This window comes from Nannocystis exedens, assembly GCF_002343915.1.
Classification (GTDB): domain Bacteria; phylum Myxococcota_A; class Polyangia; order Nannocystales; family Nannocystaceae; genus Nannocystis; species Nannocystis exedens.
Genome location: NZ_NETK01000001.1, coordinates 224,336 through 237,875, shown reverse-complemented (window position 1 = coordinate 237,875; position 13,540 = coordinate 224,336). Strand labels below are relative to the sequence as shown.

The window sequence follows — 13,540 nt, the reverse complement described above, 5'->3', positions numbered from 1 at the left end:
GGCCTCGGCGCGCGCGGCGAGCGAGCGAGCGAATGCGAGGCGTCGATGCGGCAGCGTCGAGCTTCGCGGAGCGAAGATGGGGGATGGCCCGCTGCGCAGGGGCGAGTTGCAGCTCGTCGGTGGAACGAGGCGAGCGCTCGCAGGGGGAGGGGACTCGTCGCGCGCCGCGGGTGATGTGATCGGGCCCGCAGCGGAGGAGTGACGGGGCGAGTTGCAGCTCGTCGGTGGAACGAGGCGAGCGCTCGCAGGGGTGATGGGACTCGTCGCGCGCCGCGGGTGATGTGGATCGGGGCCCGCAGCGGAGGGGTGACGGGGCGAGTTGCAGCTCGTCGGTGGAACGAGGCGAGCGCTCGCGCAGGGGATCGGGGGCACGGCTCGTCGCGCTGCGGGCGACGAGCGACGCAGGAATCATTGCACGGCGTCGAGCGGCGGACGGCGGGACATTGCCGGCGCAGCCACTGCTGCATGTGCATGATCCGTAGCCCTGCGGAATGAGCAGGGCTTTTGCGTCGGGGGGCGGTGAATGGGCCGACCGTCCGTCGGCGACGTCGCGAATGGAGCGGCGGGCCGTGCGGACGCGAGGGCCTGCCGCTAATTCGCCTGGCCCTTGGCGGGCGGGGGCTCGCCGGCCGATGTGCGTTTCTCGGCGTCGGGCGAGGCGTGGCCGGCGGCTCCGCCCGGAGGCTCCTGGCCCGGCTTGGGGGTGATCTGGGTGTCCGGATTGGCGGCACCGGCGACGGACCCCGGGGTGGGGCTGTTCGCGGGCTGGCCCTCGGGCCGGGGGTTCGTGCGGGTGTCTTGCGGGGCGGGAGCTCCGGACGCGCCTTGATTGTGGGTGGCCGGCGGAGGCTCTTTCGTGCGGGCGCCGCAGGCCGCGAGCGCGAGCAGGCAGGCGAGGCCGAGCCGGCGGATGGTGGCGCCGTGTCGGTGCGTCGTCAGGGGCTGCCCGGGCGCGTTGTGCGGGCGCTGGCGGGTGGAGGCGTCATGCGGGGGCATCGTCGGTTCCTTTCTCGCGGGTCTCGCGTGCGTAGCGATGGCGCGTATCGAGGCCGCGGGCAAGGCGGACCTGCTCCAGCGGCTCGCCCGTCAATGCCATCAGCTCCTCCTCGGTCGGCGGCCGCCCGTGGAGTGTGATGAATTGCCCGTGGGTGCTGCGCAGCTCGGTGCGCGGGCGAGGGCCGGGCGCCGACGGCGGCGCGAGGAGCCGACGAATCATGTGCCGGATCCACCACTCGGCGAACCGGTCGAAGCGGACGCCGCGGCGCGGATCGTAGCGCCCCACGGCCCATTGCAGACCCTGGCTGGCGACCGCGACCAGCTCGGCGCAGCTGCGCCCCGGGGGTCGCAGGGCCCGGACGAGCCGGCCGATCTGCTCGTCGCGGGCGCGCAGGAGGTTGAGGGCGGCGTCCAGCGCCGCCTGGCGCCGCTGCACGACGGTGGACCAGCGGAGGATGGCCGGCTCGACGAGGAGCGCGGAGCGATGGGCGAGGATGTCGGCGACGAGCCGGCGAGCGAGACAGCGGTCGGGATCGGCGGGCCCGAGCGCGTCGGCGGCGGCCCGACGCGCCGCCTCGTAGGCCGCGCGCGCGCCGAGGCCGTCGCTGCCGGCCAGGGCCTCGGCGGCGGCCTCGAGGCGCTGCAGGGGGCCCTCCGGGCGCAGTTCGGGGTGCAGGAGGCGACGCGCGAGCTCGGCGACCCAGGCGAGCGCCGCCGGCTGGCCGAGCAGCGCGCGCCACAGCTCGGCGCGCAGCTCGAAGCAGCGGACGGCCACGCTGGTGGGTTCGTGGCGCCACATCTGCGGAGCATCGAGGGGACGAGCTCGTCCCGCCGAAGGCTGCGCGCGCGGAGAAGGGGCCGAGGAGTGGGCGGGCGTCATGGTGGGATCACGATAAACCTACCATGTTCAATTTCGCACGGGGCGGCAAGTCGCGGGTGTGGCCAATCGCGCTTTGACGAGTGCAGCGCCCGCTGCGGGCCGCAGCGGCGAATCTTCGCGAGCTGGCCCGACGGTCGCGGTCCTCCGCGGGGGCGCGACACGCGGCCGCGGTCGATCCGGGGCCGCCGTATTCGCCGGTACGGCGGGCGTCGGGAGCTGGTCCCGGGGACATTCGTGTGATTCGATCGGTGATGGCGCCGCGTTTTCGGGTCGGCCGCCTGTGCTTCGGGACAGCCGCCACGCGAGGCCGATCGGCGGCTCGATGGACCCGGGGTTTTTTTGCGGGAGGACGAGAACGGGCTGGGCGCGCCGGGCGTCGCTCGGGCGGGCTGTTCTTTCGGACAGGGCGCTCGATCGGCATGGGTTTTTTCCGCGGTTGGGAGGGCGGGGGACGGGCGCGGTCTCGCCCGGCCCTTCGAGCAGGAGGTGAAGGGCCAGGCGCGGCGGCGGACGAGGGCGCTGCTCGCAGGCCGGTGAGCCGTCGCGGCCGCAGCGGGACCGGCGGCCCTCGCTGTCACCAGGCGGCGCGGCCGGCCTGCGCCGGGCGCTACGAAACTGCAGTCGTCGGTCTGCGTATGCTCGCTCCGCAGCGGGTGCGCATAAAACCCCAGGAGCACCGAGGCCGACGACTGCGGGGCGAATCTTGGGAGATGGCGACCGGAGCGCAAGGGGGGCCCGCTGTCGACGGCCGACGGCCGGTCGCGGTGGGCGCAATCGTTCCATGCGGGCTCGAGCGGCGAGCGGCGTTGCGCTCACCTCGCCGGACGCGAATTGCGCAATGGCTGGGAAGAACCCCGGCGCAGCGACGCTGTGATCAATTCCTGATCGTCGCGCCCAGCCGGTGAAACTGCCACGCGTAGTGCGTTTTCGCGGGGCGCAGAGGTGTTGCCGCCGGCGACGACCCGGCCAAGGTTGGCCCGCGGCCGAGGCGCGAAATCGCCACGCCGGTTCGGCCCGCGAGCCCGTGAGGACGGGGCGCGGGGCGAGAAGTCGGCGCAAAGCCCGCTCGGGGGTCGCGTCGTGAATGTTGAATCCAGTCGCCTCCCGCGGCAGTACACCATGTCGAGTCTTCGAAGCATTGACCTCCCCGCAATTTCGCGCGCCGGCGCCTGCAGGTCCGGCGAATCGGGCGCCCCCGTGGCGGCCGAGGCGAGGCCGCCGGGCGCGAGCGGGGTCGACGGCGAGGTCGCGTGGATGCCGACCCGCGATCGGGTCCGCAGCCTGACGCCGGGCGCTCATGGGATTGACGTGCACGAGTTCGGCGACGGCGCGGCGTCGGCCGGCGAGCACGACCCCCTCGACGAGCGCGCCGAGCACGGCGCCCCCGACGCTGACGAGCACCAGGCCGGCGACCTCGGGAACGGGGTGAGAGCCGGCGCCGATGTGCAGACCGAGGTCGGCGCGAGGTCGACGGGCGTCACCCGCGGCACCGGTCGACGGGCGATCCTCGGGCGATCGAGGGTCGTGATGCGCGCCGGGCCCGACGTCGACGTGTCGCGGCCGGCGGGGAACTCGGGCGCCCGGATCGCTCGCGGGATGATCCGCGCGGTGAGCGGCGCGAACGAGCCGGTGCTGCCGGCGACGTGATTTCGAGGTCAGGGGTTTTTCCGTGCTGGACCACGTCGAGGCCTTTGTTACGGTGCGGGGACGGGACGACGTCGGAGTCGGTTTGAACGAGGACGCAGCCCCTCAGGCGGCCGTCGGCGCCGGTGCGAATTCGCAGCCGGCCCGCGTGCGCCCGCGAGCGCTGCTGGCGGACGATCACACGCTGGTCCGTGAGGGGCTCGTGCGGCTGCTTGCGGCCGAACTCGAGATCGTGGGGGCGGTGGCCGACGGGCGGGCGCTCGTCACCGCGGCCGAACAATGTCAACCCGACGTGGTGCTCGTCGACGTGACGATGCCGCTGCTCAACGGCTTCGACGCGGCGCGTCAGCTGCAGCGGGCGTGCCCGCGCGGGCGGATCATCTTCGTCACGGTCCACGCCGAGCCTGACTACGTGCACGAGGCGTTCCGCGCCGGGGCGCACGGCTACGTGGTGAAGACGGCCGCCTCGTCCCAGCTGCTGCTGGCGGTCCGCGAGGTGCTGGCCGGAGGCACGTTCGTGTCGCCGGGGCTGGTCTACGAGCCGCGGCCGCGCCAACCCGAGGAGGGGCTGGCCGACGAGCTGTCGTCGCGCCAACGCGAGGTGCTGCAGCTCGTCGCCGAGGGCCGGCCGGCCCGCGAGATCGGCGACATCCTCGGCATCTCGCGCAAGACCGTCGAGTTCCACAAGGCCCGACTCATGCGAGTGCTCGGCCTGCGGACCGTCGCCGAACTGACCCGCTATGCCGTCGAGCACGGGCTGCTCCCGGGTCGCTGAACACCCAACGCAGCGAGGTCACCGTGAACGCGCACGCGCTTGAACTTCACTCTCGATCGAGTACGGTGTCCCTGGGTACGTGCATGCAACCGCGAGTGATCCTCGTCGACGACCAGGTGATGGTGCTCGAGTGCCTGAGCGTGCTGCTCGGCGCCGAGTTCGAGGTCGTGGGGGCGTTCACCGACGGGGCCACGGCGCTGGCGGCCGCGCGGGAGCTGCAGCCCGACGTGGTGGCGCTCGAGCTCGAGTTGCCGTCGCTGGGCGGGCTCGATCTGGTGCGCGCGCTGCAGGCGAGCTCGTCGAGCCGCTCGGTGGTCGTCACTCGCCACGCCGACCCGCAGCGGGCCCACTCGGCGCTGGCCGCCGGCGCCCGCGGGTACGTGCTCAAGGACGCGTCGCCCGAGGAGCTGGTCGCCGGCGTCCACACGGTGGCGGCGGGCGGCTGCCACGTCAGCCCGGCGATCGAGGCGCTGCTCAAGTCGACCAGCGAGACGGCGCCGCGGCGGCGCGGCGGCAACCTGCTGACGGCCCGGCAGCGCGAGATCCTGGTCCGCGTCGCCGCCGGCATGGCGGGCAAGGAGATCGCCGGCGACCTGGGCATCGCGCTCAAGACGGTCGAGTTCCACAAGGCGCGGATCTCCCAGCAGCTCGGGCTGCGCACGCGGGCGGCGATGACTCGCTATGCGCTCGAGCACGGGCTGGCGCCGCTGCGCAAGCGCGATTGACTCGCGCCGTCGGCCCCGCGGGCGACGCTCGGGTCGCGAGCACGAGCTGCAGGGCTGCGCAGGCGCGATGGACTCGGCGCTCGGCCGGTCACGCGGGCGGCAATGACTCGCCATGCGCTCGAGCACGGACTGGCGCCGCTGCGCAAGCGCGATGGCTCCCGGCCCTCTGCCGGTCGTGCGGGCGGCACTGCAGCGCAAGCGCGGTGGACTCCGGTCCGCGACCGTCGCGCGGGCGGCACTGCTGCGCAAGCGCGGTGGACTCCGGTCCGCGACCGGTCGCGCGGGCGGCACTGCTGCGCAAGCGCGGTGGACTCCGGTCCGCGACCGGTCGCGCGGGCGGCACTGCTGCGCAAGCGCGGTGGACTCCGGTCCGCGACCGGTCGCGCGGGCGGCACTGCTGCGCAAGCGCGGTGGACTCCGGTCCGCGACCGGTCGCGCGGGCGGCACTGCACGGTCTGGCGCCGCTTCGCCTCAGTTTCGGCCTCGCGGGCGGTGATGATTCGCGTCGCGCGCGAGCACGGGCTGGCGCGGCTGCGCGAGCGCGACCGACGTCAGCTCTCGGCGAGCGGGACGTGCAGCTCGACGCGCGTGCCGCAGCCCGGGGTGCTGTCGATCCGCACGTGCCCGCCGAGGCCGAGGATCCGCTCGCGCACGCTGAGGAGGCCGAAGCTGCGGCTGACCTGGCGGTCGGCGGCGACGCGGGCGGGGTCGAAGCCCTTGCCGTCGTCGCTGACGCGGATCACGAGGATGTCCTCCTCGTCGCCGCCGACCTCGACGCGGACCGCGGTGGCCTCGGCGTGCTTGACGACGTTGAGCAGCAGCTCGCGGACGCAACGGAACAGCAGGTACTCGGGATCGCCGGCGAGGCGCGGCAGGGTGTCCTCGGCGATCACGGCGATCGGCAGCTTGAACTGATTCGAGGTCTCGCGCGCCAGCCAGCGCAGGCCGGGCACCAGCCCGAGGTCCTGCAAGATCGGCGGGCGCAGCTGGAAGGTGACCGAGCGGACCTCTTGCTGGGCGTCGTCGAGGAGGGCGAGGACGTCGCGGACGACGTCGGCGTCGCGCCCCGTCGGCTTCAGCGCGCCGAGCTGCAGGCGGGCGGCGACCAGCTGCTGGCCGAGGACGTCGTGCAGCAGGGTGGCGAGCTCGCGCCGCTCGTTCTCCTCGACGCGGAACAGCGCCGCCGACAGGTCGCGGAGCAGCGCGGTCTGCTGGGCGGCGGCCTCGATGCGCTGCTTCTCGGCGGTGATGTCCATCAGCACGCCGACGACGTGGCGGGCGTGGCCCTGAGCGCTGGTCTCGGCGGCGCGGCTCAGCTCGCGCAGCCACACCGTGGCGCCGTCGCTGCGCAGGAGGCGGAACTCGGCGGCGAAGGCGTTCGATTCGCCGGCGACGAAGCGGGCGTGGGCGGCGTCACGGGTCGCGCGATCGGCGGGGACGATCTGCCGCTGGAACCACTGCCACAGCGCGGCGCCCTGCGGCGGCTCGCCGGGCGGGCGGCCGACGAGCTGCCACCAGCGCTCGCTCGGAGTCAGCTCGGCGGCGGGCCACGAGTAGTCGTAGAGGCCGGCGCCGCTGGCGGTGAGGGCCAGGCTGAGGCGCTCGTGCTCGAGCCGCAGGGCCGACTCGGCGTGCCGGCGCTCGGTCAAGTCGAACACGGCGGTGCGGAAGTAGGTGCCGGCCTCGCCGGCCACGGTCGAGCGGCGGCTGATCAGCTGGACCGGGACGACGCGGCGCTCGGCGACCTCGATGTCGAGCTCGGTGACGACGGGCCCGGCGGCTCGCCGGCAGCGCAACATGTGGTCGAGGAACTTCCGGCGGTCGCGCAGGACGACGTGCAGCCGCAGCGGCCGGCCGATCAGGCGCAGGCGCTCGACGCCGAGCAAGGCGGCGCCGGTGAGGTTGACCTCGCGGACCACGCCGTTGCCGTCGAGCGCGAGGTAGGGGATCGGCGCGTGCTCGTAGAGGTCGGCGTACCAGTCCAGCAGGGCCTCCAGCGCGTGGACGTGGCCCTCGAGCGTCTCGCTGCGGACGATCAGCGCGTCGCGCAGGCGGTGATGGTGCTCGTTGGTGTCGACGAGCAGCGCGTTCAGACGCGCGAGCTCGGCGCGGAGGTCGGCGGCGTCGTGGGGGCGGTCGCGGTCGATCACGAGGGGCTGTCGGCGGGGGGCGCCGTCCCGGCGTCGAACCGGGTGGCGTCGTGGATGGCGAGCACGACGATCGTCGTGCCCGGGTCGCCGCCGTCGACGCGAGAGGCGTCGATGCCGAGCTGCATCGGCTGCCCGCGCACGAACTCGTGCTCGAGGCGGAAGTCGACGCAGCGGCCCTGGCGGGGCAGGAGGTCGTCGAGGAGCCGGTGCAGCGGCGGGACGTCCCAGGCGCCGCCGCCGAGGTCGTAGACCAGGCGGTGCAGCGCGTTGTCGGCGGTGAAACCGAACAGGTCGGTGAAGGCGCGATTGATCGCCTGGACGCGCAGGTGGCCGTCGAGCATGACGACCGGCTGGCGCACGATCTCGACGAGCGCGCGGGTGCCGTCGCGGGCCTGGCGGAGCCAGGGCTCGTGGCGGCGGCTGGCGATGTCGAACAGGGCCAGGACGGCGCCGTCGATCCGGTTCTCGACGTTCTTGGAGGGGCGGATCCGCAGCGAGTACCAGTTGCCCTCGCTGTCGCGGACGTTCATCTCCTGGATCGTCACGGTGTCGATGACGCGGGCGATCATCTTCTCGAGGCCGGGGCACTCGATGTTGGGCTTGATCTGGCTGATCGGGCGGCCGATGTCGGTCGGGATCAGGTTGAGCACCTTCTCGGCCATCGGCGTGAAGCGGCGGATGCTGAGGTCGGAGCCGACGATGACGATGGCGATCTCGACGCAGCCGAGCAGGTTGACGAGGTCGCTGTTGACGCGCGACAGCTCCTCGTTGCGGCCGTGGAGCTCCTCGTTGACGGTGTTGAGCTCCTCGTTGGTGCTCTGCAGCTCCTCCTTGGCGGTGTCGAGCTCCTCGTGGGTGCTCTGCAGCTCCTCGTTGCTCGACAGGATCTCCTCGTTGGCCGACTGCAGCTCCTCGTTGGCGGCCTCGAGGTCCTGGATGATCGACTGCAGGTGCTCGCGGCTGGCGGCCAGCTCTTTTTGCAGCTGCTTGACCCGCTCGTCGTCGGACGACGGCGGCTGCGGCGGGGGCGGGCCGGCCTCTTGCGGGGGGTCGCCCGCGGCGCCCGCCTCCTCGAACAGGACGAGGAAGTGGCGCTCCTCGCCGGGGACCGACAGCGGGATGACGTGGAGGTCGAGGTCGTGGCCGGCGCCGTTGAACGCGACCCGCAGGCCCCGCTTGCGCACCGGCTTGTCGGACTTGCGGGCGCCGTACAGGGCGGTCTGCAGGCCGTGCAGCAGGCCCTCGCGGGCCGTCTTGAGCAGGTTCAGGCTCTGCACGGCGTCGCCGGGGGCGGGCTCGAGGTAGAGGCCGGTCTTGCCGCGGAACTGGACGATCTGGAAGTTCTCGTCGACGATCACGCCCGGCGGTCCGTAGCGATCGAGGACGAGGCGGTTGGCCTCGCACTGGAAGGAGTGCGGCGTGTGCATCTCGGCGGGCAGGCGCGGGCCGCGGTGCGGCGAGCGGCTGGGGTTGTACTCGACCGGGATCTGGAAGTTGGACGGGGTCTCGATCGGACGCTTGACGAAGATCCGGTGCTTCTTGTCGAGGACCGCGAACAGGTCGGCCTGGGCGCCGACGGTCTCGGCGCCGCCGAGCATGAGGAAGCCCGACGGCTTGAGCGCGTAGTGGAAGACGGTCATCAGCTTGCGCTGCAGGACCGCGCCCATGTAGATGAGCACGTTGCGGCAGAGGATGAGGTCGAGCTTGGAGAACGGCGGGTCGCGGGTGACGTCCTGGCGGGCGAACACGCACAGGTCGCGCACGACCTTGGCGATCCGATACTTGCCGTCGGTCTTGGTGAAGAACCGGCGCAGCCGCTCGGGCGACAGGTCGGAGACGATGTTCTCGGAGTAGAGGCCGTTGCGCGCGTGCTCGATCGCGGTCTCGCTGACGTCGGTGGCGAAGATCTGCACCGGCACCGCGCTCGCCTCCTCGCCGAGGACCTCGAGCAGGGCGATCGCCACCGAGTAGGCCTCCTCGCCGGTCGAGCAGCCCGGGAGCCACAGGCGGATCGGCGACAGGCCGCGCCGCTGCTGCATGATCTGCGGGAAGACCTCGGCGGCGAGGGCCTTGAACGACTCCGGGTCGCGGAAGAACCGGGTCACGTGGATCAGGAGGTCCTGGTACAGCTTCGAGACCTCCTCCGGGTTCTCGCGCATGTACTTGATGTACTGCTCGACGCTGTCGAGCTTGTGCAGGACCATGCGCCGCTGCAGGCGGCGGCGGATGGTCGGCGGCTTGTCATGAGTGAAGTCGACGCCGCTTGCGTTGCGCAACATGGTGAAGATGCAGTGGCGCTGCTCCTGATGGATGACGAGCTCGTGGCCGGGGCGTCGCGCGTAGGACGAGCGCACGTACGGGTGGCGGCCGATCCGCTGCAGCTCCTCGGCGATCCGCGGCGGGTTCAGCACGAGGTCGACGCTGCCGGTGGCGATCGCGGCGCGGGGCATGCTGTCGTAGCGGGCGGTCTCCGGGTCCTGGACGATGGTGATGCCGCCGACGCCCTTGATCTCGCGCAGGCCGGAGGAGCCGTCGGCGCCCGAGCCCGAGAGGATCACGCCGACGGCGCAGGTCTCGAGCTCCTTGGCGAGCGAGGCCATGAACACGTCGATCGGGGTGTATTGCGTGCCGTCGTCGGGGCGCGCGCTGGGCACCAGCCCCAGCTCGGCGACGGTCAGCTGGACGCCAGGCGGCGCGAGGTAGACGTGGTTGGGCTCGAGCGCGACCTCCTCCTTGACGAGGACGATCGGCATCGCCGTGTGCATGTGCAAGATGTCGGCCAGGGCGCTGTCGCGGCCGCTGGCCTGATGGGCGACGTAGACGAAGGCGACGCCGAGGTCGGCGGGGAGCGCGTCCAGGATGTCGGTGAACGGCTCGAGCCCGCCCGCGGACGCGCCGACGCCGACGACCAGCAAGAGCCCGGAGGGCCGGCGGGTGGTCTCCGCGGGCGTGTCTTCTTCGCCGTCTTCGGCCTCGCTGTCGGGCTGGGGGGGCGGCGGTGCAGGGGTAATGGGCATGATGACGGGAGCAGCGTGAGCGAGCGACCGAGCCGGCGACCGCGGGCGGTCAGTCCTCGGTTCCTTCCGCCGATTCGGGGGGCGGCGCGGCCGGAACCGGGGGGGTCCACTGCACCGAGGCCCGGTGCAGCAGCGGCCGCAGGGTGTTGGCGTACTCCTCGATCTCGGCGGCGCTCCGCTCGTACTGCCGGGACAGCGCGAGGTATCCGGCCGAGCGGGTGCGCGCGGCTTGCTGGCGGTACAGCGCGGCGTTCTCCTCGAGGGCCCGCAGGGCGCCCCACAGCGCGCCCTCGAGCTTCGAGCCCTGCTCGGCCAGCAGCGCCTCGGCGGTGAAGCCGTGGCCGACGTGGCAGCGGAAGCGCAGCAGCTTGCCGTGCTCCGGCGCCTCCCACAGCGCGCCGTTGCATTCGGGGCAGGTGTACGGCGCCGGGACGCCGCTCGGCTTGTCGTGCTGCAGCGCGAGGCCGGCCTCGGCGCTGTCCGGGACCTCGGGCGCGCCGGGGGTGCAGGTGTCGACCACGGGCTGCCGGACGAGCTCGATCAGCACCTGGGGGATCGCCGCGGCCCGCAGCACGCTGTGGACCTCGACGTTCTGGATGGCGGACAGCGGCATGCTGGGGATGGTGGCCTCGGTCGGGTCCTGGGCGAGCGCCAGACCGCCGGCCTCGGTGATTCGCAGCAGGCCCTCGGTGCCGTCGTTGAGGCCGCCCGAGAGGACGACGCCGATCACCCGCGGGCCGTAAGCGGCGGCGGCGCTGCAGAACAGCGGGTCGATCGCCGGGCGGAAGCCGTTCTCCTTGGGCCCGCGGGTGACTCGCACGTGGGCCCGCTTGACCAGCAGGTGATGGTCAGGGCGGGCGACGTAGATCCGGCCGCGCTCGATCGCCTGGCGGTCCTCGGCCAGCGCGGTCGGCAGCGCCGCGACCCGTCCCAGCAGGTTCGACAACACGCCGGGGTTGTCGGGCGACATGTGCATCGCCACGAACACCGCCGCCGGGAACTCCGGCGGCAGGCCCCGCACGATGTCGAACAACGCGGTGAGGCCCCCGGCGGATGCCCCGATCACGATGATGTCACGCGGGGCGGTAGCGTCGGCTTTCGGCAAGGTGCCCGCTTTTGTTTCATCCCCGGCCGGCGCGAGCAAGCCAAATCGTGGGCGACGAATGCAGAATCCGAGGTTTTGTAATCCGGTTCACGCTTTCGTCAGTCATTGTCGCGTCTGCCGAGTACAGGGAGCGCGCCGCGCGCTCGGGCCGCGCCCGTGAATGCATGCACGCGGCCCGGTCCGCCGATCGCGAATCACTACCGCGGGTTCCGCTGCTGGCCGCGTCGCTCGCTCGACTCGCCCTGCATCGACTCGCGCCGGTTCTCACCCTCGCTCATGCCGCTCTGGCTGCTGGTCTGGCCCATGCGGTTCTGGCCGCCCTCGCCCTGGCCCATGCCGCCCATGCCGCCCTGGCTGGCGGCCCGGCTGGTGCCCCCGCCGCCCATCTCGCCCTGGCTCATGCCGGCGCCGCCTGCCTGGCCGCTGGTCTGGCCCATGCGGCCGCCCTCGCCCTGGCTGGTCTGACCCTCGCCCTGGCTGCGACCCATCCGGCCGCTGCGCAGGACCTCGATCATGTGGCGGGTGGCCTGCTCGACGTGGCGGGCGTCCTGCTCGTAGATCTGGCGCATCAGCTCGACGCACTCGGGCGAGTTCGCCTGCTGGGCGTCCTGGATGTACTTGTCGTAGGCGCGAAGGGCCTCCGACTTGTGCTGAATGATGGTCACCCAATCGTAGGCGAGGTCGCTGAGCGGCTCTGGATTGCGCTTGTTCTCGTTCATGATGAAATCCTCCGGACGCGCAGGTCTTTGATCGAATCGCCCGGGCCGGCCACCATTCGTGCGACTCGAGTCCGACCGGCGGCGCGCGAGCCGGGGGCGGGTGTGCATGGCCTCGCTGGCCGCGATCGCGACGGCGTAGGCGGCGCACGAACCGGGCTCCGGATTCGTCATGGATGGCCGCGCAGCGGCGCGGACAATCCGTCGAGCGAACGCCCGTGGCGCGCTGGTCCGGGTCGCGGGCGCTGCTACGTTGGGCGATCGCGACGAGCAACGGCCGCGCCCGACGACGGGGCGGCGCCCGGCGAGCACGCGTCGGCCCCGGCTCGCCCGCAGGGAGGCGAGGCCGGGGCCGGCGAGGCGAACGGCGCTCACGGGTGGGCGACGGCGGGCTGGGCGACGAGGCGGGCCAGGACGGCCTCCATGACGCCCCAGGTGTCGTCCCACGAGCTGCCGCGCAGGCAGGTGTCGACCCGCTGCAGCCAGCGGCGGCGGTCGGCGCGGTGGAGCTCGCATTCGACGGCGATCACGAAGTCCTCGGGCTCGTCGGCGATCGACACGAGGCCCTGGATCGCGTACGGATTGATGAGGTCGCGCAGGGGGGTGGCGACCACCGGCTTGCCGGCGGCCAGACATTCGAGGGTCTGCGAGGGTTTGACCCCGTGGGCCGCGGCCTCGCGCGAGAAGGGCAAGAGGGCCACGTCCCAGCCCGCCAGGTAGGCCGGCAGCTCGGCGTAGGGCTTGGGCCCGAGCTCGTGGATGTTGGGCCGGGCGGGCAGGCGCGGCCGATCGGGGCCGCTCTCGTGATCGATCAAGACGATGTGAAAATCGGTCCGCAGATCGGCGATGGCGACGAGGAGGTCGAGGTCGACGTCGCGGTCGAGGGCGCCGTAAAAGCCGAGGCGAGGGTGCGGTATCTCGCGCTGATCGGCCGGGTCGAGGCCGCCGGCGCGGGCGCGAGTGAAGTGGGCCGCGTCGACCCCGCCGGGCAAAAAGTGGGTGCTCGGGCCGAGGTCGGCGCCGGCGAGGTCGTGGCCGCCGTCGATGAACACGACGTCGGCCCGCCGCAGCGCCTCCTCCCGCAGCAGCTCGTCGCCCTCGTGAGGCGACCGCGGCCCGCCGGGGCAATCGTAGTAGATGGTGGCGGCCGGCTTGAGGCGGCAGGCGGCCAGGGCTCGCGGCGAATCGTGGCAGAGCACGAATCCCCCGAGGCCGAGCTCGCGGACCGCGCCGTCGAGCAGGCCGCGGAACAGGGCGGTGGCCTCGTCGCCCGTCAGCCCGCGCGGCACGTAGGGGGTGGCGACCACCAGGCCGGCGCGATGATCGTAGGCCATCCGCGGGGGACCAGCGGTCGGGGCCACCGCCTCGACGAACACGACGCGCCGTTGCCGCGCACAGCAGGACAGGAGGTGCCGCAGACGGCGAGGGATGGCGTCCCACGCGAGCTGCGAGACCCACAGGACAGGGTGGCCCGCGACGCTGGTCTGCCCCGGCAGAGGCCGACCCATTTCGTTCAACATGCCTTCGAGACC

General features: G+C 72.8%; 10 protein-coding genes. 3 read left to right on the top strand and 7 right to left on the bottom strand.

Going from position 1 to position 13,540, the window contains the following annotated elements:
- Positions 1-591: 591 nt before the first annotated feature.
- Positions 592-996, bottom strand: a complete 405-nt coding sequence (locus tag NAEX_RS00870) for a hypothetical protein (RefSeq protein ID WP_096325631.1) — start codon at positions 994-996, stop codon at positions 592-594.
- Positions 983-1,795 (bottom strand): sigma factor, encoded by an 813-nt coding sequence (locus NAEX_RS00865; RefSeq protein ID WP_096325630.1) that lies wholly within the window; start codon positions 1,793-1,795, stop codon positions 983-985. The genes NAEX_RS00870 and NAEX_RS00865 overlap by 14 nt, the downstream gene beginning before the upstream one ends.
- Positions 1,796-2,995: 1,200 nt before the next feature.
- Between NAEX_RS00865 and NAEX_RS49365 the strand changes: the two genes are divergently transcribed.
- The 3 genes from NAEX_RS49365 (at position 2,996) to NAEX_RS00850 (ending at position 5,020) form a co-directional block, all read left to right on the top strand.
- The gene (locus NAEX_RS49365; RefSeq protein ID WP_096325629.1) at positions 2,996-3,523 is read left to right on the top strand and encodes a superoxide dismutase family protein; all 528 of its coding nucleotides are present in this window, start codon (positions 2,996-2,998) and stop codon (positions 3,521-3,523) included.
- Between the two features lie 82 nt (positions 3,524-3,605).
- Positions 3,606-4,295 carry a response regulator gene (locus NAEX_RS00855; RefSeq protein WP_211302331.1) on the top strand — a complete coding sequence of 230 codons (690 nt, stop codon included), beginning with the start codon at positions 3,606-3,608 and terminating at the stop codon, positions 4,293-4,295.
- Positions 4,296-4,378: 83 nt separating this feature from the next.
- Positions 4,379-5,020, top strand: coding sequence for a response regulator (locus NAEX_RS00850; protein ID WP_096325628.1), 642 nt, complete (start codon positions 4,379-4,381; stop codon positions 5,018-5,020).
- Positions 5,021-5,571: 551 nt separating this feature from the next.
- On the opposite strand, the gene NAEX_RS00845 is transcribed toward NAEX_RS00850, so the two are convergent.
- From NAEX_RS00845 to NAEX_RS00825, 5 genes are all read right to left on the bottom strand, one after another.
- Positions 5,572-7,170: a PAS domain-containing sensor histidine kinase gene (locus tag NAEX_RS00845; protein WP_143141566.1), complete on the bottom strand. Its 1,599-nt coding sequence runs from the start codon at positions 7,168-7,170 to the stop codon at positions 5,572-5,574.
- Positions 7,167-10,187: a CheR family methyltransferase gene (locus tag NAEX_RS00840; protein WP_096325626.1), complete on the bottom strand. Its 3,021-nt coding sequence runs from the start codon at positions 10,185-10,187 to the stop codon at positions 7,167-7,169. The genes NAEX_RS00845 and NAEX_RS00840 overlap by 4 nt, the downstream gene beginning before the upstream one ends.
- A gap of 49 nt (positions 10,188-10,236) precedes the next feature.
- Positions 10,237-11,253 carry a chemotaxis protein CheB gene (locus NAEX_RS00835; protein WP_143141565.1) on the bottom strand — a complete coding sequence of 339 codons (1,017 nt, stop codon included), beginning with the start codon at positions 11,251-11,253 and terminating at the stop codon, positions 10,237-10,239.
- 236 nt (positions 11,254-11,489) lie between these two features.
- Positions 11,490-12,011: a hypothetical protein gene (locus NAEX_RS00830; RefSeq protein WP_096325624.1), complete on the bottom strand. Its 522-nt coding sequence runs from the start codon at positions 12,009-12,011 to the stop codon at positions 11,490-11,492.
- 368 nt (positions 12,012-12,379) lie between these two features.
- Positions 12,380-13,516, bottom strand: a complete 1,137-nt coding sequence (locus NAEX_RS00825; protein WP_170135347.1) for a glycosyltransferase — start codon at positions 13,514-13,516, stop codon at positions 12,380-12,382.
- Positions 13,517-13,540 lie beyond the last annotated feature (24 nt).